The sequence below is a fragment of the Allostigmatella hybrida genome (assembly GCF_020103775.1).
GTDB lineage: Bacteria > Myxococcota > Myxococcia > Myxococcales > Myxococcaceae > Hyalangium > Hyalangium aurantiaca.
This window is the reverse complement of the sequence record NZ_JAHXBH010000030.1, coordinates 80,351-105,446: the sequence shown is the minus strand read 5'-3', so window position 1 is coordinate 105,446 and position 25,096 is coordinate 80,351. Positions and strand designations below refer to the sequence as shown.

Here is a 25,096-nt window from a genome sequence, read left to right as displayed (position 1 = left end):
CAGAAAGCCAGCGTGGCGGGGGCGGGGCCGTCGGCTCCCGCCTTGGTGGCCGTCTGGTAGGCCGCGTACCCATCCACCAAGACGAGCCCCTTGTAGTCTCCGAGCACCGTGCGGGCGGTGGCCCCGGAGCGGCTGGGCAGAATGCGGTGGTACACGGTGTCCGGCGAGGCCACCGTCCAGGCGTACCACTTGGTGCCTGGACCCTTGTCCAACAGAAACCAGTGCGTCTCGTCCGCGTGGATGAGAGGCGAGGTGAACACCTCGGCCAGCAGCGCCTCGTAGGACTTCTGGAGATGGCGCGCCAGCGCCTCCAACTGGTCCCAGAGTGTCTGCGCCTCCACGGCCAGGCCTTCCCGGGCATACAGCCTCTCTTGCCGGGCCAGAGGCAAGTGGAAGCCGTACTTCATGAGCGCCACGTGGATGGCAAACTCCACCGAGTAGCGGCCGCCGGGAATCAGGCGCGGCGGGGCGGGCGCCGTCACCGGGGCGCAGCCCTGGGTGCAGCGGTACTTCTGCCGCTTGAGCTGTCGCAGGACGAAGCAGCGCTCCACGACGGTGACTTCCTCGCAGTCCTCCGTCTGGTCCTCCCACGGGTGCAGGCCGTTGCCACACAGGCCGCACACCTGGTCCGCCTCCTCCAGCGGTAGCAACACCTCCTGCACCTTCAACTCGGGCTGGGCCCGTGGGCCATGGCCCCGCTGAGGCCGCACGCGCTCAACCTTCGGTGGCTTCTCACCCCTCTTCTCGCTGGAAGCGCCGAACAGCCTCTGCTGCATCAGCACCAGCTGTTCCTTGAGGTGCGTGAGCTCCAGGTGCAGCGTGTGCTGAGCATCCTGGCCCTTGAGCCGGGCATTCTCCTACACCAGCGCCAGAAGCCTCTGGTGCAGCCGCTCATTCTCCGCTTCCAGCAGCTGGGCCACCTGCTTGGCCGTCTCCAAGTCCTTCACCTGCTCAAGCCGTCTCATCCTACCCCATAGGTGCTATAGCCCAGCCCCTACGGCAAGGGTTTTCTCCTCGAAGGGCGGCGGCGATAACTTCCACCGCCCCGCAAGCTCACACCCCTCCAGAAACAGCGACAGCTCGCTGACCGTCAGCTCCACCGAAGCCTCTCCCGCCTCCGGCCACGGCCGGGCGAAGCGGCCCTGAAACAGCCGTTTGGTCAGCAGCACCAGCCCCGTCCCATCGAAGTACAGCACCTTGGCAAGCCTTCGGCTTCGGCCCACGAACAGGAACACATCGCCCTGCAGCACCTGTCCTCCCAACTGCTGCTCCACCACGGCACTCAGCCCGTCGAACCCCTGGCGCATGTCCACCGGCCCCGCGCACGCGAACACCCTCACCGCCCTCGTCAGCGTCTGCGTCAGCACGTCACCCTCCTGAGCACTTCCACCGCCTCGGCCACGCTCAGCCCCTCCACTCTCCACCCCCCAGGCGACACCAGCGCCACCGGCTTGGCTCCTGTTTCGGACGGCCTCCCAGCGCTCTTGCCCACCACCACCGGCACAAGCTCTTGCTTGGGCCCGGGCCCCTTGGCTCGTCGATGCGCCGCGCGCTCCCCCTTCTTCCAGGCATACAACGTCGGCTCCGACACCCCCAGGCTCTTGGCCGCCTGGCTCATCCTCCCTCCTGTCCCCACCGTATGCTCCACGTAGCGCACCGCGAAGGCTCTCAGCGCCTCGGGGTACGGCAACGCTCCTTTCTTTCTCCCGGCCTTCAATCGCTCCACTTCCTGCCGGAACTGCTCCAACTCCTTCTCCATCGCCTCCTCCTTGGGGGGAGCCGATGAGGTCTCACGCCAGGGGGCTTCTCGTCATGACGGGGCACGGCGAGCTGATACAGAGGAAGGCGGCAACTCACGCGACGGGGCGAGCATGAATCGGCGAGTGATCGGGCCCACAAGCGAGCATGAGTTACCCCCCGACATGGTGACAACGGAGGACATCACCACCGAGCCGGGCGGGGCCACGTAGCCAGCCGCCGCGCTCCGTTCTCACGCTCCCCGCAGGCCCCACTTCGGCGCGGCGCCGAGGGCGGGAGCGGCTTGTGTCCGACGGCGACGGCAGACGCGCCACGTCCCGCGCTGGCTGCCGTGCGCCGCTACAACTGGCGCTGTGACCAGCGCTCCCCTCGACTCCTCAACCCGTCCGACAGGACCCCCCCGGAGGTTTCCTCATGGCCAAAGCCCCCTCGAAGACTCCCGCCGCTGCACGTTCCAGGCGCCCCACGGCGCGAGGTCGCAAGCGGCCCGCTCTGCCTCACCACATCGAGATCCGCCAGCGGGGACTGGCTGCCACCATCGGCACAGTGGCCAAGCAGGCGCGAACGCGCGCCGGACTCACCCAGGCAGACGTCGCCGCAGCCCTCGGCACTCACCCCGAGGTGTACGGGCGCATGGAACGGGGGGAGGTGATGCCGAGTGTCCCAACGCTGATGCGAATGTGTCTGACGCTGGGCTGCGGGCCGGATGAGCTGATGGGGTTCTCCCCGGTGGAGCCACCGCAGAACTCCCCCGGGGCAAGCATGCTGCCACCCGGCGTCAACGACACGCCCGAGAAGCGGCGTCTGTTGCGCGGCCTCGCTCACCTGGAGAGTCCGCAGGTCAAGACCCTCTCGCGCTTGGTGGCATTCCTCCTGCCAGCAAGGAGCGCCCGGAAATGAGCCCCGCAGGGTGCAGGCTGCCTCTACGGTCCACGGTGACGGGTGCCGCCATGTTGCACGTATGTCGCAGGAACGTGCGGAACGGGCTGGAACAGGACGGGACGAGACGGGACGCGGCGGGATACCGACTCCAAATCATTCCGGGCGGTTACGCGGTAAGGGCGCGATTCTGCTGAGGTTTTCGCACCGCCCGGCGTGGGTTCGATTCCCGCCGCCTCCACCTTCAGGTCTGTCGTCTCTTACTCGATGGACTCTTGCGCGATGGACGCTGCTCCCTCTCGATCTCCCGATCAATCTGCCGTTCGATCCTCGATTGTGCCGTTGGAGACAAGAAGGCGGGATAAACCTTGGGGAACCCAAGATCCGAATCTCCACACCACGTCAACCCGCGCCCCTCTTCCCGGAGGAGTTCTCCCGCAGCACGTATCGCAAGTTGAAGCGCCTGAAGCGAGTCGACCCCCCAGACCTTGAAACCCCGCGCCCCTCCCTCGCCGGACACCTCGAAGGAGCACCAATGGTCTCGCGTCTTCGGGTCGCGCCGAGGCTTCCTGATCCTCACTCGAACTGCCTTCGCTCGCCCCTCGGATTCAAAGAACCGCTCGGCCACGATAGGACCGGAAGCCTTGGTGCTGCGCTCCAAGCGATCCGCAAAAGACTCGCGGGCCATGCATTCACTCCCTAGAAGAAGTTGTTACAGAACCCACTCCGCCGCTGCTCGCTTTCCAAGCCAACCTCGAAGCATCTCTTGCGCACACTGGCGTCCTTGATGTCTCTACAGAATGCGGTCCACACTACACTTCCAGCAGCAGCCGAATCCAGGCAGCGTCCCTTGTTTACGGGCCGGATTCTCGGCTCAGGAGGCTTTTTTGGGTTGCCTCCCCGACGAGCTCCCCGAGAGCCCGCCTTCTCGTCGGCGGTGTCACAGCCGGTTGACGGCACGGCCCCATCCATCCTCCAAACATCACGTTCTCGCAGGCCGGAGGCTTCCGAGACACAAGCGAAGAGCAGGATGAGGAAGAGGCACTTCAGCCATGAGAGCATGTTCATAGAGGGCTCGCATTCCAGGGGGATACCCATCTACTACGGGGCCGGATGTACCCGGGATGGCGCAAGAGGGGCATTCGAGAGGGGACAGGGGCCGCATGTGCCCCAGTGTGCCCCTCCAGCGGGGAGTGGAATGGGACGAAATGAGATGGGGCGGCAGAACGAACCAACGTGAGATCAAGGCGTTAGCCGGTAACAGCGTGACCTGCTTGGGGTTTTGCTTCTGCCTTGCCGCGGGTTCGAAACCCGCCGCCTCCACAGAGCAGTAAGGGATGTCGCAAAGCCCCGGCCGTCAGCAAGGCGAGCCGGGGTTTTCTTTTTCCCTTGAGGCCACGCAGGGGCAGTTGGCCGCGCTCGTGGCGCTTCACCTGGAGCTTGGCCACCTCGGAGCAGAAGGCTTCCCATGGGAACGTGGTGTAGAGGCCGATGGTGTTGCCGCTCTTGCGTGGGGATGGGTGCAGAGTTCGAGCATGTCCTTCTGGGCGCCGTCCGTGCGGGCCAGGGAAATCATGGTGCGGCGCAGGTCGTGGCCTCCGCAGTCACGCAGGCGGCCGAGGCCGTACGTGCGAGGGTGAGCAGCGGCGGCCGGATCGTGCCGTTCACTTCCTCCGCCGGGAAGAGCCCGGTCACGCCGAACGCCTCAAGATAGGCCTGGATGTGCTGGTAGAGGATTTCTTTCTCCAGCAGCGTTCCGCTGGTGATCTGCCCGGCTTGACGCGCTCCGGTGAAGAAAGGGTTGTTGTTCAGCGAGACATAGGGGTTGCCTCTCCCATCCGGGTAGGATGCCAGCGATTGCGTCATGGTGCGCAGTGCCGCCACCACGAGCATGAAGAGCGGGTTCGTGTAGAACATGGCTTCCGTGGGGCTCTGCGTGCTCGCGGTGATCTGCGCGAGGCCAGGCGCGGTTTTCCCGGGAGCCCAGGCATTGGGCACGACGTCGTGCAGGTTGTACTGGTTGGCGTTCCACACCGCATAGGGCTCCTGACCGGCGGCCGTCGCGGGGAATGCCTTGTTGAATGCCGCCGCGAAGGTGGAGTCCGCCGTCGCCGGCCCCGCGCTGCCATAGGTGTAGACGTTCTTCCACCCGCTCGACGCGGTGCCCGTGGGATAGAGCGACGCGGCGGCCAGCGGCGCGAGCCCGCCGCCCAGGCTGTGCCCGCAGAAGACGAGGGTTGCATCGGCCGAAGCCACCCCCTTCAAGAAAGGACCCAGCGGCTGACCCGCGCTCATCATCTGCGTGAGGATCGCCTGGAGCGCCACCCAGTTGCCCGCGGTCGTGCTGCCGCCCGGCGGGTTGGCGAGCGGCTGCATGTGGAGAGGGGAGGCCGCGAGATCCTCGAAGCCATCGAAGAGTGAGTTGGGATTGGTCGCCGCGATCGCCACGACATAGAATTTCTGCGTCTCATTGAAACAGACGGCCACCGCTTGGTCGGCGACGTTGCTGAACGGCGCCTGCCACACCACCGGGCCCCAGGAGGTGCTCCAGCGGTCGCCGTTGGCGAAGTCCGCATTGGCATAGAGGGTCTCCAGGTTGCTCTTGAGCGTCGCCGCGAGCGATTCTGCCGAGCCCCTGCCCTTGGCGGCGGAACAAATTTTCGTTGAGAGGCAGAAAACCTGCTGAAAGATGTTCTGGCAAATCGACATGTTTACTTCTCCTGATGGAAGGCCGTCGATGCGCGGGACGCGCTCACCAAGAGTTTCCTGTTGTGGCACTTGGTGGAAACCAAGGTGCCACCCGAACCTTCTCCGCGCTGTGACGCTCCTCATGCGTCATGGGTGAACTGGCTCACAGCGCAGCCGATGTGGAGAGAGGGGGGGAACGGAGCATCACATGCCGCGAAGCGCCCGGGCGGTGGCACTCGTGGCGGCTATCGGCGGTGACAGGTGGCGCCCCATGAGCGAGGCCTCCTGGTACAGGGTTGGACGCGCGCCACCAGATGATCCGAAATCCTGCAGTCGATGCGCAGGTCCATGGACACTTGCTGCAGCGCCTCCATGTGGGCGCGGGAGAGGCGATGACGGGGCTGCTCCGGCGCACCCTCGGGACGGTGCAGTTGCCGCATGTGTGTCTGCTGGGCTGGGCGGTGGGGGTGAATCGGGGGGGCACAAGGTGGGAGCATCAAAGGTGCCGGCGCAGGAAGAGGTCCACGCATCGCTCAAGGTGTCCCCGTCGTTGGCGGTGGCGGCCACGGCGGTGGGCGAGGCAGCACGTTGGTCACCTGCTGCTCCTCCTCATGTACACCCCTTAGAACACACGCCACGGCACGCCTCCCACGGGCCCCCGTGGAGTCCTTGCGACAGGCTTTCCTACACTTGCTCCTCGTTGGAGAGACCTCAACGCGGCTCGGCATGGAGCAAGGGTCGTGTAAGGTTTCGAAATTACTAAGAAAAGTGCCCTCGAACGCGCTGGGATGCGCTCGCGGTATGCCTCCGGCGGCGGGGGCGGCTCCCGCCGCCGCCACACCAGGTTTTCTTTTGGGGTCAAGCCAGCCCCCCTTCTCCCCCCCCGCCCCCGCCCTCCACCCGGCCTCCCATTCCTGGGGGGCGATCAGAGAAGGCTCCCAGCTTGCGCTGAAATCCCGTATAGGCCCTCCGTACAAATTTTCGCGGTACGCGGGTGGCCCAGAGGGGGAAGTCAGGCTCCTGGGTCTGCTCTGGAGGAACGGATGGAGTGGTCGAGCCTTGAGTCAAATTTTTGGGCAGTCGCACCGGGCGCCATCGGCGCCGTAGGGCTGCTCTTCGCTGCGTTCTTCTACTTCCGCGTGAAGTCGCTCCCGGACGGTGACGCGACGATGAACCGCATCGCGGGCTACATCCGCGAAGGCGCGATGGCGTTCCTCGTCCGCGAGTACAAGGTGCTCGCGGTCTACTGCGTGGTCATCGCGGTGCTCATCGGCCTGGCGCTGGGGTGGCTGGCGAGCGCGTGCTTCGTGCTGGGCGCGTTCCTCTCGCTGCTCGCGGGCTACATCGGCATGAAGGCCGCGACCTTCGCGAACGTGCGCACCGCGCAGGCCGCGCGCACCGGCTCGAAGCCAAACGCGCTCCTGGTTGCCCTCGACGGCGGCGCCGTGATGGGGCTCGCCGTCGCCGGTCTGGGCCTGGTCGGGATGGGCGGCGTCTACTTCGTGTTCCGGGGGAGCGAGCAGCTCTCTCCCATCCTTCACTCCTTTGCCGTGGGGGCGAGCTCCATCGCGCTCTTCGCGCGCGTGGGCGGCGGCATCTACACCAAGGCGGCCGACGTCGGCTCCGACATCGCCGGCAAGGTCATCGAGAACATCCCCGAGGACGACCCGCGCAACCCCGGCGTCATCGCCGACAACGTGGGTGACAACGTGGGCGACGTGGCCGGAATGGGCGCCGACATCTACGAGTCCATGGTGGCCGCCATCGTCGCCGCCATGGCGATGGCGCTGACCGCCAACTCCACGGAGCTTGCTCGCCTCGTGGTGGATCCCTCGGCGACGGGGAGCGCGAAGGTGGCGGGCGTGGTGCTCCCGCTGGTGCTGTCCGCGGTGGGTCTGGTGGTCAGCGTGCTGAGCATCTTCATCGCGCGCGCCCTCAAGCACCTGAACCCCGCGCAGGTGCTGCGCAGCGCCCTCATCATGCCCCCCGTCATCCTGGTGGGGCTGTCGTTCGTGATGATGAACGTGTTCGGCCTCTCCCAGGCGATCACGGTGGCGCTGGCCGCGGGCGCCTTCGGCGGTGCCATCATCGGCCTCGTCACGGACTACTACACCTCGTCCACGCCGGTGCAGCGCATCGCGGAGGCGTCCATCACGGGCGCGGGCACCAACCTCATCCGAGGCCTCGCCGTCGGTATGGAGAGCGTGGGCATCTCGATGGCTACCATCGCCCTGGTGGCCTACATCGCGGACCAGGCGCTCGGCCTGTACGGCATCGCGCTGTCGGCGGTGGGCATGCTGGGCGGCACGGCCGTCGTGATGACGGTGGACGCCTACGGCCCCATTTCGGACAACGCGGGCGGCATCTCCGAGATGTCGGGACTCGGCCCCGAAGTGCGCGCCATCACCGACGAGCTGGACGCGGTGGGCAACACCACGGCGGCCATCGGCAAGGGCTTCGCCATCGGCTCGGCGACGCTCACCGTCATCGCGCTCTTCTCGGCGTTCAACCTCGAGGTCAACCACACGCGCCTCGCGGCCGGTCTGCAGGAGATGAGCCTGATGCTGACCGACCCGCAGGTCATCGTCGGCATGCTGCTGGGCTCCATCCTCCCGTTCCTGGTGGGCGCCTCGACGATGCTCGCCGTGGGCCGCGCCGCGGGCGCCATCGTCGAGGAGATTGGCCGCCAGTTCCGCGAGATTCCGGGGCTGATGGAGCTCAAGGCTGATCCGGATCCCAAGAAGATCGTCGACATCGCGACCAAGAGCGCCCTGCGCGAGATGATCTTCCCGGGCGTCATCGCCGTCGCCGCCCCGCCGCTGGTGGGCTACCTGCTGGGGCCCGAGGCGCTGGCAGGCCTTCTGGCCGGCGCGCTCGTCGTCGGCGCCACGATGGCCCTCTACATGGCCAACGCGGGCGGTGCGTGGGACAACGCCAAGAAGTACATCGAGAAGGGCAAGCTGCCGGGCCACGCGAAGGGCTCGCCCGTCCACAAGGCCGCCGTCGTCGGCGACATGGTGGGTGATCCGTTCAAGGACACCTCGGGCCCTGGCGTTGCCATCCTCATCAAGGTCATGAGCGTCGTGTCGCTGCTCGTGGCCTCGCTCATCGCGCTCCGGTAGTCAGCGCTTGTGGGTGCGGCGCCTGGAGTCCGGGGCGCCGCACCGCAAGTCCTCCGGCCCTCTGCTCCATCAGAGGGCTTGCTTCATTTCAGGTCTGTCTGAGCCGTGCGCGCTTCCGGAAACAGGCGGACCCACAAGGCGGCCATCGCCGAGGCGGTTGCCAGCAGCGTCACCGCCACCCATCCCCACCGGGCCAGCACGAGGCTGCCGCTCGCCGCGCCGATGGACATGCCGATGAACACGCAGACGAACAGCACTGCGTTGAGCCGGCTGCGTGCAGCGGGATCGATGCCGAAGACAATCGTCTGGTGCGCCACGAGCGTGATCTGAACGCCGAGGTCGAAGCCGATCGCACTGGCGGCAATCAGCCACAGCCGGGTGTTCGGCTCAAGCCACGGCGACACAAGCATCGTGGCGAACGAGAGGGCCGCCAGTCCGGCACCCAGGCGCGTCACCACCTTGGGGCCGAAGCGATCCGCGATGCGGCCCGCCATCGGCGCGCCCAACGCCCCCGCCGCACCGGCCAGGCCAAAGGCTCCGGCGGCCGCGCTGCCCAAGTGAAACGGTGCGCCATGCAGCATCACGGCGAGGGTGGACCAGAACGCGCTGAAGCCGATGGAGAGCAGGCCCTGCGCCAGCGCCGCCCGGCGCAGCGCGCCGTGCTTGCGCCACAGGCTGGCGAGCGAACGGAGCAGGGCGCCATAGGAGAGCGCACTGGCCGGCTGGAAGCGGGGGAGGCCGCGCCAGGCCGCCACGCCCAGCAGGGCCACGCTGGCGGCGGCGAGCAGGTACATGGCGCGCCAGCCGAGGTGCTCGGCGACCACGCCGCTGATGACGCGGGACAGCAGGATGCCGAGCAGCAGGCCGGTCATCACCGAGCCGACCCCCTTTCCTCGCTCGTGCTCGGAGGCCAGGGCCGCGGCGGCCGGCACGATGTCCTGCGCCAGGGTCGCCGTCAGGCCCACCGCGAAGCTCACCGCCAACAGCAGGCCAATATCCGGGGCAATGCTGCCCAGCAGCAGCGCCACGCTCAACAGGGTGGCTTTGATGAGGATGATGCGGCGCCGGTCGAAGCGATCGCCGAGCGGCGTCAGCAGCAGGATGCCCAGCGCGTACCCCAGGAGGGTGAGCGTGGGCACGAGGCCCACCGCGGCATCCGAGGCGCCGAGGGTCGCCTTCATCACCCCCAGCATCGGCTGGCTGTAATAGAGCGATGCCACCGACAGCCCGGCGCCTGCGGCCAGCAGCCAGCGGAGGCCGCGCGACAAGGACTCGCTGCCGCCGTGGCTGGTGGTCACGGGCTGAGCCGGACGGACGGGGGCGGTGGGGACCGCCGCGGCCATGGTGCCGTTTCCTGCGGTTCCATGTACGATGCGAATGAAGGACATGTGTTCTCCCTGGGCGCTGCGAGTCGAAGAGAGAATGCGCCGGAGGGAGAGGGCTCGGTAGTAGCGTGCTCCGCACAGCGGATATACGCTTCACGTATAAAGCGACGGAAAGTGTGCCCTCATGCCCAACCCCTCCAAGCCGGTGCGAACACGGGCTCCCCCAATGCGGAGTTCCCCAGCCTCCGTACCGGCCACCGCCGACCGGTTGGAGCTGATGCAGACCTTCATCCGCATCGTCGAGGCCGGGAGCCTGTCCTCCGCTGCCGCGCAGATGGGCACCACGCAGCCGACGGTGAGCCGCCGGCTCCAGTCGCTGGAGCGCTCGCTGGGGCTGAGGCTGCTTCAGCGCTCCACCCATGCGATGAAGCTCACCGAAGACGGCGCGCGCTGCTACGAGCGCGCGAAGGAGCTCCTGGCCAACTGGGACATGTTCGAGGCCGACCTGCGGGGCGCGAGCGACGAACCGGAGGGCACGCTGCGCGTCGTGGTGCCCCATGCCTTCGGGCAACAGTTGCTGGTGGATCCGTTGACGGACTACCTGAACCGCCACGCGCGGGTGTCAGTCGAGTGGCTCCTGCATGACCGGGCGGTGGATTTCGTCGCGGACGGTATCGATTGCGCGATCCACGTCGGTGAGGTGCATGACCCCAGCGTGGTGGCGCTCCGCGTGGCCGAGGTGCCGCGCATCGTCGTGGCCGCGCCGCAGGTGCTAGCGGGCCTGCCCGTGCCGGCCCATCCCGATGAGCTCGCGCGGCTGCCCTGGCTGTCGCTGCGCACGTTCTATCGCAACGAGATCTCGCTGACCCACGTGGGCACCGGCGAGGTCCAGCCCATCGTCTTTCATCCGCGCTTGAGCACGGACAGCCTCTACGCCCTCCGGAGCGCTGCGGTGAAAGGCCTCGGCGTCTGTGTGGCCTCGGCCTGGGTGCTCCGCGAAGAGCTCGAGCAGGGCCGGCTGCTGCACTTGGTGCCGGGCTGGCGGGCCGCGCCCTTGCCGATGTACCTGCTCTATCCGTATGCGCGGTTCCATCCGGCGAGGCTGCGCAGGTTCGTGGAGTGGATGCGGGAGACGATTCCGGCCGCCTTGGCGGTGGCAAGGCACGGGGATGATGCTGCTTCCTGAACTCGAACTCAGTGATTTCATGCGGCGGTTTCGCCGGGACTTCTCCGCATGGAGGCCCGCGCTCGAGGCCATTTGCCGGGAACACGCGATGGGGACAGATGAGCTCCATCCGTTCATCGAGGGCTCGAATCTGATCGCAAGGGTGGCGAATGACCGGGTCGTGAAGATTTTCCCGGAGTTCCATCGGCATCAATGGGAGAGCGAATGGCGAACGCTTCATCACCTGCAATCCGCCGCGTTGTCCATCCGCATTCCAAAGCTGATCGCCCACGGGCAGCGTCCCGATGGTTGGACGTACGTCATCGTGGAGTGTCTGCCGGGCGTTCTCCTGGAAGAAATATGGGGGGGATTGACCGATCCGGAGAAGTCCTCGCTCTTTTACCAGATTGGACAGGCCATGGCGTCGGTTCACCGCATCGGGATTGGCGCGTTGAAGGCGCTTCCGCCCGAGTGGACTTCATTCCTTGAAAAACAAGCCGGTGGCGCGTTTCAACGGCATCAAGCCAAGGCGATGCCAGATTGGTTCTTGCGAGGCCTGAATGATTTCGTCTCCGGCCATCGCGCCTGGTTTCAAGCTCCCCGCTCCGTCATCCTGACCGGTGAGTACACCCCGTTCAATCTTCTTGCGGAAAAGAGGATGAACCAATGGGAACTCACCGGAATGATTGATTTCGGCGACGCCATGATCGGAGCGCCGGAGTATGACTTTTTAGGTCCGCTCCTGTTTCTCGCCGAAGGAAAGCCTGCGCTGAGCGAGCGGTTTTTCGAGGGCTACGGAGAGCGCGCCCCTGCGGCATCCTGGCTGATGTGTCTCGCGATCCTTCACCGGTACAGTGACCTGAAACAACAAGTGCGAATTCCCGCTTGGGAGACGCGTGTCCAAAGCGTGCAAGCGCTGATGGACTTGATCTTTCCAAGCGGGAGACATGTGCATGGGTTCAGGGCTCGAAGCGAGCGAGGAAGACCTTGAACTGCAGCGAGATGAAGATCGGACGTGGCGTCACCAGTCCAGCCCGGGCGAGCATCGCGAACAGGGCGGCATCGGACTCGATGGGCTGGATCTTCGCGAAGAGCTGACGCCGGTGCTCCAGCGCGTCCGGGGGAACGCCATACGCCCGCAGCCGCCGCAGCTCCACGTTCATCAGCTCGGGGTCCTTGCCGACGCGGCAGCCCAGGACGAGGGGGGCCCCGGGCTTGAGCCGCCGGGTCACCTCTCGCAGCAGCCCAAGGCGGGCCTCCTCGCCCTCCACATGGTGAAGGACTCCCATCATCTGCGCGCCATCGAACGGGGGGCCAGGAGGCAGGGTGTGCAGCTCGCCGGTATGCAGGTGCGTGCGCGAGAGCATTCCCTCGGCCTCCAGGCGCTCGCGGGCGACGGCGAGCATGGCGCCGGAGGGATCCACGCCCGTGAAGCGCCAGCCCGGCACGTCGAAGCGGAGGTAGGGCATCAACTCCATGCCCGTGCCCAGTCCGACGAAGAGCAGGGACGCCGAGTCCTGGCCATCGAGCTGAGCCGTCAGCGCGCTGACGCCGAGCTCGTACATCGCTTGGGTGCCAGCGAGGTTGATGGAGGCTTGGGCGTCGTAGTGGGCGGCGCGGTCGGCGCCAAATCCCGGAACGATGTGGTGGACGGAGGCGTGGGGGTGTTCGTGGGTCATGACATGTCCTCGGGAGGCCTGCGGGAGGCGGGCGATGGAATCCAAGGATGCGTCATGCCCCCCACGCAGGGGAGGGCGGGGATTCAGGGAGGATCGGCGGAAATTCCGGTGCCTCGGCTCAGGCGGGGTGTCCTGCTTCCTCGTTCCGCAAGGCCTCCACCATGGCCCGGACTTCTGTCTCATCCGCGAGGTACACGTTGCCGTAATCGCTCACCGCGGGATTGATGTAGGTCACCGGATTGGGCGCAACAATTCTCGCCGAGGAATGGAACTCCCTGGCGCCCGACTCCCTCTTCAGCTTCGCGATATTGGATGACTTCACGCCTGCCCCTGGCATGACGGTGATGCGGCTACCGGCCTGCTCGACCAGCCTGCCCAGGAGTTCTCCCGCATCAGGCGCAGCGCGCTTCTGTCCGGAGGTGAGGATGCGCTCACAGCCACAGAGGATGACATCCTCCAGGGCCTTGAACGGATCCGGCGCACAGTCAAAGACACGGTTGCAGGTGACGCCCATGGGGCCCGCCCACTCCACGATGCGTTTCAGCCGCTCCGTGTCGATTTCCGAGTGGCGTGTCTGAACGCCCACGGAAATGCCATCGCAGCCGAGCTGTTGACACATCTCGATGTCGGCTTTGAGGATGGCGAACTCCTCGTCGCTGTAGAAGTAGTTCCCAGAGCGGGGGCGGAGAATCGGGTAGAGCGGGATGGAGATCCTCTCCCGGGCCCGCTTGAGGGTGCCATAGCTGGGGGTGGTGCCGCCTTCGATGGGGTTGTCGCAGAGCTCCACCCGGGCCGCGCCGGCCCTCTCCGCGATGATGCAGGAGTCGATGTGGAAGGCGCAGACCTCGAGGATTGATTTCGCGGGCATGGCAGGCAGGGGCTGTTTCAGAGCAGGCTCTTGCGGTATCAATTTATTTTTTCAAGAACAACGGCGCCGAGGCGTGAGATCCTCGGGGTAGGTATGGACGCTCAGCCATGTTGAACATCCCAGGATACAGGCTTCTTGGAACCATTCGAGCCACGGGCTCGAACGTCTTGTTCCAGGCGGTTCGCGAGGCCGATGGCCTGCCCGTCATCATCAAGACGCCCATGGCGGCCTCCCCCAGTCCCAGCGAGCTCGAACGGTACCGGCGGGAGTTTGCCATCCTGCAGCGGCTGCGAGACGTGCGGGGGGTCGCTCGGCCCTATGCCTTCGAGCGGCTCCACGAGCGGCCCCTGCTGCTGCTGGAGCGGGTGCAGGGCCAGGCCCTGTCCGAGTCCACCGGCCATCCCCTGGGGCTCTCCCGGTTCTTGAGCCTGGCCCTCTCGCTGGCGTCCACCCTGGGCGAGGTCCACTGCCGCAACGTCATCCACAAGGACATCAAGCCCTCCAACATCATCGTGGAGCCCTCGGGGGAAGCACGGCTCATCGACTTCGGGGTGGCCACGCTCCAGCAGGTCGAGCACCTGGACGCGGCCCCCGCACACCTGATTGAGGGGACGCTGGCGTACATGTCGCCCGAGCAGACGGGGCGGATGAACCGGGTGGTGGACTACCGCACGGACTTCTACTCGCTGGGGGTGACCTTCTACGAGCTGCTCACGGGGCGCCGCCCCTTCCAGGGCAAGGATGCACTCGAGTGGTTCCACGCTCACATGGCGCAGAGGCCGAGGCCTCCGCATGAGCTGAACCCGCTGGTGCCCCCGGCGGTGTCCGCCATCGTCCTCAAGCTGCTGGCGAAGGTGGCCGAGGAGCGCTACCAGAGCGCCGAGGGCCTCCAGGCCGACCTGGAGCGCTGCCGCCTGGCGCAGGGCCAGGGCGCGCAGGAGGTCTTCCCCCTGGGGACGCAGGACACGCCCACCCGGTTCCAGCTGCCGCAGCGGCTCTACGGGCGCGAGGCGCAGGTGGCCACCCTGCTCGAGGGCTTCGAGCAGGTGGCCCGCACAGGCAAGCCGGAGCTGTACCTCATCAGCGGGTACTCGGGCATTGGCAAGTCCTCGTTGGTGAACGAGCTGCACAAGCCCGTGGTGCAGCGCCGCGGCTTCTTCCTGAGCAGCAAGTTCGACCAGTTCCAGCGGGACATTCCGTACGCCACCCTGGCCCAGTTCCTCCGCCGGCTGGTGCAGCAGTTGCTCGCGGGGAGCGATGAGGAGATTGCTGGCTGGCGCCAGCAGGTGAACCAGGCCTGGGAGGGCCAGGGCCAGCTGCTCCTGGAGCTGGTGCCTCAGCTGGAGGTGCTGGTGGGGCCGCAGCCTCCGCTCCCGGAGGCGCCCTCGGGCGAGGCCCAGCGCCGCTTCTACCGGGTGGTCCGCCAGTTCCTCGCGGTGTTCGCCACCCCGGAGCACCCCATGGTGGTGTTCCTGGATGACCTGCAGTGGGCGGACCTCGCCAGCCTCCAGCTGCTCGCCCAATTGCTATCCCCGCAGGAGAGCCTGCCGGTGCTGTGGATCAGCGCCTACCGGGACAACGAGGTGGGGGCCTCACACCCGCTCGTGCACGTGCTGGAGGAGGTGCGCAAGACAGGGGCCCGGGTGACGGACATCCGCTTGGGGCCGCTGAGCGTGAATCAGGTGGAGCACCTGGTGGCCGAGGCGCTGCCGGGGGCGGGGAGGGAGCTCATTGCTCCCTTCTCGGCGCTCGTCCACCAGAAGACGGGAGGCAACCCCTTCTTCCTGCTGCAGTTGCTGGTGGCACTCCACCAGGATGGCCTGCTGGTGCGTGCGCCCGGAGGCGGCTGGCAATGGGAGGCCGAAGGGGTTCAGGCCCGGGGATACTCAGAGAACATTGTCGGCTTCATGGTGGGCAAGCTGCGCCAGTTCCCCCCTGGCACCCAGCACCTGCTGCGGCTGGCCGCGTGCGTGGGCAACGTCTTCTCCCTCCCGTTGTTGGGGACCCTCTCCGGTCTGAGCGCCGAGGGGGAGGTCGAGCAGGGCATCGAGCCCGCGCTCCAGGAGGGCATGCTGGTGCGCGCGGGGCCGGAGCAGTACCGCTTCCTGCATGACCGCATCCAACAGGCCGCCCATTCCCTCCTCTCCGAGGAGGAGCGCAAGGCCATCCACCTGCGCATTGGCCGGATGATGCTCAAGCGCCTCACCCAGGAGGAAGTGCGCGAGTCGCTCTTCGACGTGGTCAGCCAGCTCAACGCGGGCGTGGACCTGATCGAGCACCCTGAGGAGCGCCACCATCTCGCGCGGCTGAACGCCGAGGCGGGCTACAAGGCCAAGGCCTCGGTCGCGCTCCGCCCCGCCATCACCTACCTGGAGAACGCCTTCTCACTCATTCCGGGGGACCCCTGGGAGACGGACCCCACGCTGGCCTTCACGCTGAGACTCGAACAGGCGCGCTGCGAGCTCATGAACGGCAACAGCTCCGGGGCGCTCCGCCTGGCCGGTGAGCTCCGCCTCCGGGCGCGCACCCGCTCGGAGGCCGTCGCCGTCTACATGTTGAGGCAGGATGCCCACTTCAGCGTGAGCGAGTACCAGCAGGGCCAGGCCTGTATCTTGGAGTGCCTGGCGCTGCTGGGCATGCCGCTGCCGGAGAACCCCACCTGGGAGGAGGCGGTGGCCGCCCATGAGGAGGCCTGGACCTTGTTGGGGACAAGGCCCATCGAGAGCCTCATCGAGCTGCCCCTCATGACCAGCCCGGACATGAAGCTGGTCGTCAACGCCCTGTTCAAGCTCAGCAGCACCGCGTACCCCACCCATCACCCCCTGCTCATCGTCCTCCTGAGCCGGGTGGTCTCCCTCACCCTCCGCCACGGTTTCGTGGATGCCTCCGCGCCCGGGTTTGCCTGGTTTGGCATCGTCACCGGCTCGTACTTCAAACGGTACTGGGAAGGCCTTGCCTTCGCGAGGCTCGCCCTCGCGCTCGTCGAGCGGCACAACCTGCCCGGCCACCGGGGCGCCGTGGTGATGGGCCTGGAGTTCGTCAGCTATTGGACCCAGCCCCTGCCCAAGGTGCACGAACTCGCCCTCGACGGCTTCCAGCAGGCGCTTCAAGTGGGGGACGTCGTGGCGCCTCCCTTCTTGAGCGTCTACTTCGTGACCAATCGCCTTGGCATGGGGCACAACCTGGACGAGGTCTACCAGGAGTCGCTCGTGCGCGGCGAGTTCTTGAGCAAGACAGGGTTCCTGGAGCCCCAGGAATTGCTCTTCGTGGCGCAGCGCTACATCCAGCAGATGCGCGGGCACTCCCTCTCGTTCGGCACGCTGAACGGGGAGGGCTTCGAGGAGCAGTCCTTCGAGGCAGGGCTGCCCGGGCGCATCACGGGCTCGCGCAGCGCCTATTGGATCATCAAACTCCAGTCGAGGTTCATGTGCGGCGCCTACGCGGAGGCGCGGCATGCGGCGGACAAGGCCCGCGAGTTCCTGTGGACCACCGCCGGCAGCCTCCCCCTCCGCGAATACCATGTCTACCGCGCCCTGACCCTGGCCGCGTGCTTCGAGGACGCCCCGCCGGAGGAGCAGCGCCAGTTCCTGGAGGACATCCAGCGGCACCAGGAGCAGCTCGCGGAGTGGGCGCACCATTGCCCCGAGAACTTCCTTGCCCTCGAGCGGATGGTGTCCGCGGAGCGGGCCCGCATCGAGGGCCGGCCGGATGCCGCGGCACGCGGCTTTGAAGAGGCCATCCGCTCGGCGAGAGAGAATGGAGCCACCCAGTACGTGGGACTGGCCAGCGAGCTCGCCGCGAACTTCTGGCGGACGCGGCAGGCGCCCGTCGCCGCCCAGTCCTTCGCACTGGAAGCCCGGGCGGCCTACCGACAGTGGGGCGCGGTGGGCAAGGTCCAGCACCTGGAGTCCTTGTGGCCCGCTCCCCCCGCCTTGGCGGAGACCCAGACGGCGCTGTCCACCCACAGCACGGACTCGGCCCGCATTGACGCGCTCACGGTCGTCAAAGCGCAGCAGGCCGTCTCCAGTGAAATCGTCCTGGAGCGTCTGGTGACGACGCTGCTGCACGCGGCCATCGAGAACGCTGGAGCCCAGAAGGGCGCCCTGCTGCTTCTCAACGGAGACACGCTCACGGTGGCGGCCCTCTCCGATGCCTCGCCCGAGGGCGAAAACCCCGGGCTTCCCTGGTCGCTGCTCTCCTACGTGCGGCGCACGCGCGAGCATGTGCTCATTGGCGATGCCTCCAAGCCCCATTCCTTCTCGTCCGATACCTACCTGGCCCAGAGCGGGGCGCGGTCGGTGTTGTGCCTGCCCCTGTTGCGGCAGGAGCAGTTCTCCGGGGCGCTCTACCTGGAGAACAACCTGGCCACCAACGCCTTCAGCCCGGCCCGCCTGACGCTCCTGGGCCATCTGGCCTCCCAGGCCGCCATCTCCATCGAGAACGCCCGGCTTTACGAGGACGTCCAGCGCGCCAAGGCGGAGCTCCGCCAGGCCAATGAAGCGCTGGAGCAGCGCGTGGAGGAGCGCACGCGCGAGCTCAAGCAGGCCCAGGTCCGGCTGGTGGACACCGCGCGCGAGGTGGGCATGTCCGAGGTGGCCTCCAACGTGCTGCACAACGTGGGCAATGTGCTCACCAGTGCCGTCGTCAACCTGGAGATGATGCGCCGGGCCCTGGGCGCCTCGCGCGTGGGCCGGTTGAAGCGGGCCACGGCCCTGCTGCGGGAGAACCGGGCGGGCCTGGCCCAATTCCTCGCCGTGGGCGCTCGCGGCGGCCGGCTGCCGGAATATTTGTCGGCGCTGGCGGACGAGCTGGTGCACGAGCAGACGCGCCTCATGGAGGACATGGATGCCATGGGCCGTCACATCGAGCACATCCGCGCCATCGTCCAGGTTCAGCAGACGTATGCCAGGACCACGTTGATCACGGAGGAGTGCGACCTGGCCCAGCTCATCGAGGACGCCCTGCGGATCCAACTGCCCGCGCTCCAGCGGCACGGGGTGTCCGTCCAGCGGGAGCTGTCCTCCGTGCCCAAGGTGAAGGTGGACAAGCACAAGGTGTTGCAGGTCCTCATCAACCTGCTCAACAACGCCAAGTATGCGGTGGACTCCATCCCCGAGGGGGCGCGCACCCTGGGGGTGAAGTTGTGGGCGGAGGGACAGGCCGTGTTCATCCAGGTGGTGGACAACGGGGTGGGAATCACCGCCGAAGTGAAAGACAAGCTGTTCTCTCACGGCTTCACCACCCGCAAGGACGGCCACGGCTTCGGGTTGCACTCCAGCGCCTTGGCGGCCCAGCTCCTCAATGGCCGGCTCACGCTCGAGAGCGAGGGCCCCGGCCTGGGCGCCGTGGCCACCCTGGAGCTTCCACTCAGCGGGACCGCCAAGACCGGAGCCGGGGCACCCTTTGCGTAAGGGCGTGAAAATCGGGCGATTTTTCCAATCGCTGGATTGACGGCGAAAACTTGGATGGCAGATATTCCAGGGATGCGGAAGCGATTGCGCTTCCGCATCCTGAGGAGTCATGCATGACCAAGCGTTGCATTCTGTCGCTGGCGATCGCCGGCGTATCGCTCGCCGCGGCCTCGACCGAGGCTCAGACCGTTGGGAATTCGCGCAACCCGATCTTCCGCAACATCTACACCGCGGATCCCTCGGCGCACGTCTGGGCCGACGGGCGGCTTTACGTCTATCCGTCGCACGACATCGCCCCGCCGCGCGGTGCGGACCTCATGGACCAGTACCACGTCTATTCGACCCACGACATGGTCAACTGGGTGGACCACGGAGAGATCCTGCGTGCGTCCAATGTGCCCTGGGGCCGGCCCGAGGGGGGCTTCATGTGGGCGCCCGACGTGGCCTACAAGAACGGCGTGTATTACTTCTACTTTCCGCACCCGAGTGGGACGGAGTGGAACACCACCTGGAAGATCGGCGTGGCGACGAGCACGCAGCCGGCCGCGAACTTCACCGTGCAGGGTTACATTCCAGGACTGGAATCCCTGATCGACCCCGCGGTGTTCGTCGATGACGATGGCCAGGCGTATCTGTATTACGGCGGTGGTGGCATCGCCAAGGGTGGCAAGCTCAAGGCCAACATGGTGGAGATCGACGGCCCGATGCAAACCATGCAGGGCCTGGTCGATTTTCATGAGGCCTCGTGGGTGCACAAGCGCAACGGGCTCTATTACCTGTCGTACTCGGACAACCACGACCAGAACGGTGAGCACAACCGCATGCGCTATGCCACGAGCACGAGCCCGCTCGGTCCCTGGACGCATCGAGGCATCTACATCGACTCCACCGACAGCTCGACGAACCACGGCTCGATCGTGCAATACAAGGGGCAGTGGTATGCCTTTTATCATACGAGCATGCTGTCCGGGAACGACTGGCTCCGCTCGGTCAGCGTTGACAAGCTGTACTACAACGCCGACGGCACGATTCAGCTGGTCAAGCAGACGAAGCAGCACGGCACGCCGTATTTTGGTTCACCCCGCGCGATTCCCGGCGTCATTCAAGCCGAGGACTACGACCAAGGCGGGCAGGGCGTCGCGTACAGCGACGGCAGTACCCAGAACGAAGGCGGCGCGTACCGGTTTGGCGAAGGAGTGGATGTCGGCGCGATTCCGGGGGGCGGCTACCACGTCGGGTGGGTGAGCTCCTCGGAGTGGCTGGAGTACACCGTGAATGTGGCGTCGAGTGGGACGTACACCGTGTCCGCGAGGGTCGCCACGCAGACGGCCAATGGCAGCTCACTGCGCCTCGCGGTGGATGGACAGAAGGTGGGGACCCTCGCCGTGCCGAACACCGGAGAATGGCAGACGTATACGACGGTGAGCACGCAGGTGCGTCTGGAAGCCGGGACGCACGTCCTGCAGGTGCGGTTGGGGGATGCCTTCAATCTCGACCACTTGACGTTCACGAAGCAGGGCTGAGGCGGGGGGCTGGGATTTCATGGGGCCCTGAGGCGTGCTCAGGCTGCCTGGTGCGAGTCCTTGGGGCGCTCCTGGTGCGGCTGGGCGCGGTGCGCTTCCATGGCCCTGTGGCGTCCCAGGTAGTGCCCAAAGGCCTGGAGCAGTCCGTCCCCGTCCTGCAGCTTGCTCAAGCAGATGGAGCGCTTGCCCTTGAACAGGCCGCCCTCCTTGAGCTGCAGGTGCAGGTATTTCTTGAACATGCTTCCCTGGGTGCTGGCGGATTTCACCTGCTCGAGGCGGACAGGCCCGGCCCACTCCGAGCAGCTCACCTGCGCGAAGTCCAAGCGGACCTCCAGCCCTGCCTTCTTGCCCTCGAAGGTGAGGGGCGGGAAGTGCTTCTCCACGTGCTGCCGCTCCGTCCCGGTGGCGGGCTCGTAACGGTAGGCCAGTGACAGGTCATGCGCCTGAGAGAAGCGTGCCTCGTACACGCCCCACAGCCGCGCCTCGACGGTGTCCGCCTCCAGAATGGCGCTCGCCCACGAGGCGTCCGTGGGCTCCAGCAGCACCTTCGCCACATCGGCCGGCTCGAGCCGCTGTCCCACGTTCTCCAGGCGCACGGCGAGGGGCGGGTGAGAGTCGAACGGATGCGGCGTGACGACGCCATGCAGGTCGCGGTGCACGTCCTCGGAGAGCGCGTACTCGGTGAAACCGAGCGCGACCCGCTGCGCGATGGCCACGGTCTGCTGTTGCTCGCTGAGCGCGAACAGCTGGGCCTCCGTGTGGTCGCGGAAGCTCGAGTACGCACCGACCTTCACGAGCGAGTGGGCGATGTCCTGGCCCGACGTGACGCTCGCCGCGAGCCGGTCCGCGGCGAGCTCGCTTTCCCGCCGGCTGCGGCCGAGCGAAAGCTCGAACAGTCCCCGGTAGGCCATCATGAAGTGGAAGATGGGCAGCGTGAGCCCACCGGCCCGGAGCGCCTGAAGGTAGTCGCCGAAGTGCGCGAGCATGGGCGCGAGCCGCTTGCCGTGGCCCGTATCCCCGCCCAGCAGGTGCCCCATCTCGTGGGCAAGCACGGCCTCCGCCTCGGACCGCTTGAGCAGGCGCAGCAGGGGCAGGCTGACGTAGAGCGTCCGGCCGGTGAGCGTCTGCCCGTGGACGTGCACATCGCTCTCGGTGACGAAGAAGTTGGCGTCAATGCCGACGAGGATGTGGTCCGGCGGCGGGGTCTGGAGCGACGCGCACAGCCGGCGGACATGGGCCCACAGCTCCGGCGCGTGCGCCTCTTCCAGCCGTTCCGCCTCCACGTCGAAGTCCATGGCGGGGCGGCGGAAGATGGCGGTCACCACGTGGAAGAGCGCAAAGGCCGCCAGGATGCCGGCCATGACGATGAGCTTCGGGTAGTAGCGCTCGAACCACACCGCGGTGATCCAGTAGGACAGCCAGACGGCCAGCCCTCCCTGGGCGAGCGTCTGCAGGGCCCCGGTGATTCGGAGCACGTTCCAGCCCACGGCGAAGCTGCCGTACTGGAAGGGCCGGGACACAAACGCCATCAGGGCACACAGGAGGGCCACCACGGCGGAGAGCAGCCCCAGCGCCACCGAGGCGAGCGCCAGGCGGTGCATCCACTGGTACTGCCGCACGTCCGAGCACGCCTCGCCCAGGGTTCCGCGGAACCCCTCCAGTTCCTCCCCCGGGGAGAGGCACGCCACCGACGCCGGGGTGGCGCGCAAGAAGCCCAGCAGTTCCTGCCGCCGCGCCTCCTCCAGCTCCGCATCCTGGGAAATCTGGCGCTCGAGGGTGTCGAGCACGTCCCGGTCGAAGCGGGACGTGGCGTGGCCGGTGAACCACAGGCCGAAGAGCGGAAGCGCGAACAGCCAGAGGGCGGGCAGCGCGTAGACGCGGAAGAAGCTGGAGACGGTCAGGGAATGGCGCATGGGAGGCAGAGGGCCGTTGATCAGAGGACGTTATCACGTCCGGCCCTCGGGGCCTCTCACGCGGGTTGCAGGAAGCGCCCGTCCACGAGGTGGTCGATGACTTCGCGCGCCGAGCCCGGATCGAGCCTTGCCTTCGCGCTCAGTTGCGCCACCGCGCTGGCGACCGTCGTCGGTTGCTCGAAGGCCGCCAGGGTGGTCAGGAGGATCTTCCCCTCCTCGCCTTGATCCAGCGTCGGGTCCGTGAACTTTCGTGGGCTGACGGAGGGGGCGCAGGCCATGCCTGTCCCGTCGATCGACCGCACGACGGTCACCTGTTCCTGCGCGACCTTCGCGGGAACCCGGTGAAACCCCAGCCAATCCCCGAGCTTGAACTGAAGCGTCGAGGGCGCGGTATTCCGCAGGCGCGTGCGGCCGTTGATTGGAACCTTTCGCTTCGCGTCCCGGTGCTTCCAGGCGAGCGCATCCACATGCTCCGAGGTGCGCTGCACCGCCTCTTCGAGCGCCGTGTCGCGGAAGCGCAGCATGGGCACCGTCACCTCGCCGGGCTCGCGCTGCTCGAAGTACTCGAGGAACTCCGCGAAGGTCCGCGCTTCCGTCTCCATGTCGAACCGCGCGGGGTGCTCGGTGACGAGTGCCCCCGGCTGCGCCTCGAGCCGTTGGTAGCCCACCACGCAGTCGAGGCTGATGACGCGCTCCACCAGCCGGACTTCCTCCTTGAGCGTGGCCTCGCTGGCGAACGGGAGGCCCGCGATTCCAGAGATCTCGACGTCCAGGTTCGGGTGGCGGCGGCAGTTGTCGATGAGCTCGAGGAGCTCCCGGTCCGAGGCACAGGGCTTGAGCAGGCCGCGGCGCATCTGCTCGTGCCGTTGCTGTTCCGAGAAGCACCCGATGTCGAGCACCATGTGGACACGCTCGAAGGTCCGGGCCAGCGCGTCGATGAGCTCCATCCGGGCCACCCCCCACAGGAAGTAGGTGCAGGCGTGGCGGGAGAGATCGACGCCCGCCCAGGTGTTTTGCAGGAACTCCGCCGAGCTTCCCGAGAAGTCGTAGCGGAACTGCCAGGTCTTCTGGGAGATCTCCTGGTGGTCGCGGCGCACGCTGTCCTCGGACCGCAGGAACGGCTTCGCGCGGCCGAAAGCGGCTTTCTGGTTGCCGCGGGCCCCACCGCAATAGAGGCAGTTCTCGCCGCAGCCCTTGCCGGGCGCGACCCATCCCGAGAAGGCGTGAAGGTCCTGGCGGCTCAGGAAGATGTCGCTGAAATGCGAGTAGTAGACGTCCTCGCTGTTGGTGGCCCCTTGCACGTACTCCAGGGGCCGCCGCTGCGCGGTTCCCTCCGGAGTCTGGGTCACGCAATTGGGAGGAGCGGGGTCCCCCTCGCAGAGCGCGAGCAGGGGCCGTTCGCCGTCGCCCAGGACGATGTGATCGATGCAATCGAACGCGTGCAGCTCCCGCCACCAGTACGACGCGGTGTTCCCGCCCACGACGACCCGGATTCCAGGGTCGATCTGGCGCAGCGTCCGGGCCAGGAGCAACGCGCGGTGGACGTGGTGGAACCACTTGAGGCTGATCCCGACGAGCCGGGGCCGTACGCGGGCCACCAGGGCTTCGAGCGAGCGCACGACTTCTTCCTCGGTCTCGTCCGCGTCGTAGAGCCGGACGAAGGCCTCGATGCCGTTCCGGCGCAGGTAGCCCGCCAGGTAGAGGATTCCGCAGGTGGCCTCGCCGGTTCCTGCGCCAAGAAGGAGGACTGGAGAGAGGACGCGACGGCCATGCATGAGGGGAAAACCGGCCTTCCAAAGCGGTGAGCCTGGATGATCCCGCGTCAGCAGGCGTTCGGCAACCCACAAGCCATGGCTCGATGGTAAGGAGGGCGCGCATGCGTGAGGCCCCCCCGGTCCGCCCTTCCTGGCACCTTCCCCCCATCCCCGCGGTGCTCCTGTCCATCGTGAGCGTGCAGGGGGGCGCCGCCTTCGCCAAGGAACTGTTCCCGGCCCTGGGGGCGGCGGGCACGGCCGGGATGCGCATTGGCTTGTCCGCCCTCCTGCTGTTCGCGGCGTTCCGGCCGCCGCTCACGCGGCTGACGCGCGCGCAGTGGGGCGTGGTCATCCCGTACGGGGTGGTGCTCGGCGTGATGAACCTGAGCTTCTACATGGCGCTCGAGCGCATTCCGCTGGGACTGGCCGTCACCCTGGAGTTCGCGGGCCCCCTGGCGGTCGCGGTGTCGGGTTCACGGCGCGCCTCGGACTTCCTGTGGGTGGTGCTCGCCGCGGCGGGCATCGTCCTCATCGCCCCGTGGCCGGGGGGCTCCGGTGCGGTGGATCCCCTGGGGGTTCTGCTGGCGCTCTTCGCGGGTGGATGCTGGGCTGCCTACATCGTGCTCGGTGGGCGCGTGTCCCGGGTCCTCCCGGGAGGGCAGGGCGTGGCGGCCGGCATGCTGTTCGCGGCCCTGACGGTCCTGCCCTTCTCGCTCTCTCAGGGGCTCACGGCACAGCTGACGCCTCCGCTGTTCGCGGCCTCCCTGGCCGTGGCGCTCCTCTCCAGTGCGGTGCCCTATACCTTGGAGATGACGGCGCTGAGGGTGCTCTCAAGCCGCACCTTTGGCATTCTGATGAGCCTGGAGCCCGCGGTGGCGGCCCTGGCGGGCCTGGTCTTCCTGAGAGAGCAGCTCACCGGGATGCAGTGGCTTGCACTGGGTTTCGTGAGTGCTGCGTCCGCGGGGGCTGCCCTCACCGCGCGCCGGGTGCCTCCGCCCGTGGAGGCCTGAG

Annotated in this window: 17 protein-coding genes; 7 read left to right on the top strand and 10 right to left on the bottom strand. The window is 67.1% G+C overall.

Annotated features, from left to right (window positions below; genetic code table 11):
- The 3 genes from KY661_RS37635 to KY661_RS31245 all read right to left on the bottom strand — a co-directional run.
- The coding region (locus tag KY661_RS37635) for an IS66 family transposase (RefSeq protein WP_225413688.1) at nucleotides 1–710 on the bottom strand (710 nt) is incomplete at its 3' end.
- Between the two features lie 270 nt (nucleotides 711–980).
- Entirely contained in the window at nucleotides 981–1,367 is a 387-nt protein-coding gene (gene tnpB, locus KY661_RS31250) for an IS66 family insertion sequence element accessory protein TnpB (RefSeq protein ID WP_225413687.1), read from the bottom strand.
- The gene (locus tag KY661_RS31245; RefSeq protein ID WP_225413686.1) at nucleotides 1,361–1,759 is read right to left on the bottom strand and encodes a transposase; all 399 of its coding nucleotides are present in this window, start codon (nucleotides 1,757–1,759) and stop codon (nucleotides 1,361–1,363) included. The genes tnpB and KY661_RS31245 overlap by 7 nt, the downstream gene beginning before the upstream one ends.
- Nucleotides 1,760–2,172: 413 nt before the next feature.
- On the opposite strand from KY661_RS31245, the gene KY661_RS31240 reads away from it, so the two are divergent.
- Complete coding sequence (locus KY661_RS31240; RefSeq protein ID WP_225413685.1) at nucleotides 2,173–2,658, top strand: helix-turn-helix domain-containing protein; 486 nt, start codon at nucleotides 2,173–2,175, stop codon at nucleotides 2,656–2,658.
- A gap of 223 nt (nucleotides 2,659–2,881) precedes the next feature.
- Here KY661_RS31240 and KY661_RS37825 read toward each other — a convergent pair whose 3' ends face one another.
- Both KY661_RS37825 and KY661_RS31235 read right to left on the bottom strand, forming a co-directional pair.
- Nucleotides 2,882–3,325 (bottom strand): DUF6968 family protein, encoded by a 444-nt coding sequence (locus KY661_RS37825; RefSeq protein WP_398577275.1) that lies wholly within the window; start codon nucleotides 3,323–3,325, stop codon nucleotides 2,882–2,884.
- A gap of 884 nt (nucleotides 3,326–4,209) precedes the next feature.
- Nucleotides 4,210–5,346: a lipase family protein gene (locus tag KY661_RS31235; RefSeq protein WP_225413684.1), complete on the bottom strand. Its 1,137-nt coding sequence runs from the start codon at nucleotides 5,344–5,346 to the stop codon at nucleotides 4,210–4,212.
- A gap of 1,022 nt (nucleotides 5,347–6,368) precedes the next feature.
- On the opposite strand from KY661_RS31235, the gene KY661_RS31230 reads away from it, so the two are divergent.
- Entirely contained in the window at nucleotides 6,369–8,447 is a 2,079-nt protein-coding gene (locus tag KY661_RS31230; RefSeq protein ID WP_225413683.1) for a sodium-translocating pyrophosphatase, read from the top strand.
- A gap of 83 nt (nucleotides 8,448–8,530) precedes the next feature.
- Here the strand turns inward: KY661_RS31230 and KY661_RS31225 are convergent, their stop codons facing one another.
- Nucleotides 8,531–9,835, bottom strand: coding sequence for an MFS transporter (locus KY661_RS31225; RefSeq protein ID WP_225413682.1), 1,305 nt, complete (start codon nucleotides 9,833–9,835; stop codon nucleotides 8,531–8,533).
- 163 nt (nucleotides 9,836–9,998) lie between these two features.
- On the opposite strand from KY661_RS31225, the gene KY661_RS31220 reads away from it, so the two are divergent.
- Nucleotides 9,999–10,958: a LysR family transcriptional regulator gene (locus KY661_RS31220; protein ID WP_225413681.1), complete on the top strand. Its 960-nt coding sequence runs from the start codon at nucleotides 9,999–10,001 to the stop codon at nucleotides 10,956–10,958.
- A complete protein-coding gene (locus KY661_RS31215; protein WP_225413680.1) occupies nucleotides 10,942–11,928 on the top strand; it encodes an aminoglycoside phosphotransferase family protein in 987 nt (328 codons plus the stop codon). The genes KY661_RS31220 and KY661_RS31215 overlap by 17 nt, the downstream gene beginning before the upstream one ends.
- On the opposite strand, the gene KY661_RS31210 is transcribed toward KY661_RS31215, so the two are convergent.
- A complete protein-coding gene (locus tag KY661_RS31210; RefSeq protein WP_225413679.1) occupies nucleotides 11,897–12,616 on the bottom strand; it encodes a class I SAM-dependent methyltransferase in 720 nt (239 codons plus the stop codon). The genes KY661_RS31215 and KY661_RS31210 overlap by 32 nt on opposite strands.
- Before the next feature lie 118 nt (nucleotides 12,617–12,734).
- Entirely contained in the window at nucleotides 12,735–13,484 is a 750-nt protein-coding gene (locus KY661_RS31205) for a copper homeostasis protein CutC (protein WP_225413678.1), read from the bottom strand.
- Nucleotides 13,485–13,591: 107 nt separating this feature from the next.
- Here KY661_RS31205 and KY661_RS31200 point away from each other — a divergent pair, with 107 nt between their 5' ends.
- Together KY661_RS31200 and KY661_RS31195 are read left to right on the top strand one after the other, a co-directional pair.
- The gene (locus tag KY661_RS31200; protein ID WP_225413677.1) at nucleotides 13,592–18,895 is read left to right on the top strand and encodes a trifunctional serine/threonine-protein kinase/ATP-binding protein/sensor histidine kinase; all 5,304 of its coding nucleotides are present in this window, start codon (nucleotides 13,592–13,594) and stop codon (nucleotides 18,893–18,895) included.
- Between the two features lie 113 nt (nucleotides 18,896–19,008).
- Nucleotides 19,009–20,418 (top strand): family 43 glycosylhydrolase, encoded by a 1,410-nt coding sequence (locus KY661_RS31195; protein ID WP_225413676.1) that lies wholly within the window; start codon nucleotides 19,009–19,011, stop codon nucleotides 20,416–20,418.
- Between the two features lie 38 nt (nucleotides 20,419–20,456).
- On the opposite strand, the gene KY661_RS31190 is transcribed toward KY661_RS31195, so the two are convergent.
- Together KY661_RS31190 and KY661_RS31185 are read right to left on the bottom strand one after the other, a co-directional pair.
- Nucleotides 20,457–22,331: a M48 family metallopeptidase gene (locus KY661_RS31190; protein WP_225413675.1), complete on the bottom strand. Its 1,875-nt coding sequence runs from the start codon at nucleotides 22,329–22,331 to the stop codon at nucleotides 20,457–20,459.
- A gap of 56 nt (nucleotides 22,332–22,387) precedes the next feature.
- On the bottom strand, nucleotides 22,388–24,106 hold the full coding sequence (locus tag KY661_RS31185) for a B12-binding domain-containing radical SAM protein (RefSeq protein ID WP_225413674.1): 1,719 nt from the start codon (nucleotides 24,104–24,106) through the stop codon (nucleotides 22,388–22,390).
- Between the two features lie 101 nt (nucleotides 24,107–24,207).
- On the opposite strand from KY661_RS31185, the gene KY661_RS31180 reads away from it, so the two are divergent.
- The gene (locus KY661_RS31180) at nucleotides 24,208–25,095 is read left to right on the top strand and encodes an EamA family transporter (protein WP_225413673.1); all 888 of its coding nucleotides are present in this window, start codon (nucleotides 24,208–24,210) and stop codon (nucleotides 25,093–25,095) included.
- The last annotated feature ends 1 nt before the right edge of the window (nucleotide 25,096 follow it).